We start from the raw sequence: 240 nt of genomic DNA, 5'->3' as shown, positions 1-240 counted from the left end.
CAGGCATTTCTCGGCGTGCTCCAGATGCTGGTGATGCAGAACTCACCGCACCGGCACTCCTGGTCGTTGTAGGGGCAGTACATCCGGCCCCACGCATGGGCGCCGCCTTGCCGCACCCGCCAACCGTGCGCTTCGGCATGGCGCAACGCGGCTTCGATTTCCGGTTCGGGGTGCGGCTTCCGTGCCATGCGCGGCCTCGACTTCAAGATGGAGTCTAGGGATGCCACGCCAGTTGTCAAC

1 protein-coding gene is annotated in these 240 nt (G+C 65.0%); it reads right to left on the bottom strand.

Annotation, left to right across the window (positions count from 1 at the left end; genetic code table 11):
- Positions 1 to 188: hypothetical protein (locus SB660_RS23455; RefSeq protein WP_410584979.1), on the bottom strand; the 188-nt coding region annotated here is incomplete at its 3' end.
- Positions 189 to 240 lie beyond the last annotated feature (52 nt).

The organism is Bacillus sp. SIMBA_005 (assembly GCF_046535585.1).
Classification (GTDB): Bacteria; Bacillota; Bacilli; order Bacillales; family Bacillaceae; genus Bacillus; species Bacillus pumilus.
This window is presented reverse-complemented; position numbering and strand designations above follow the sequence as displayed.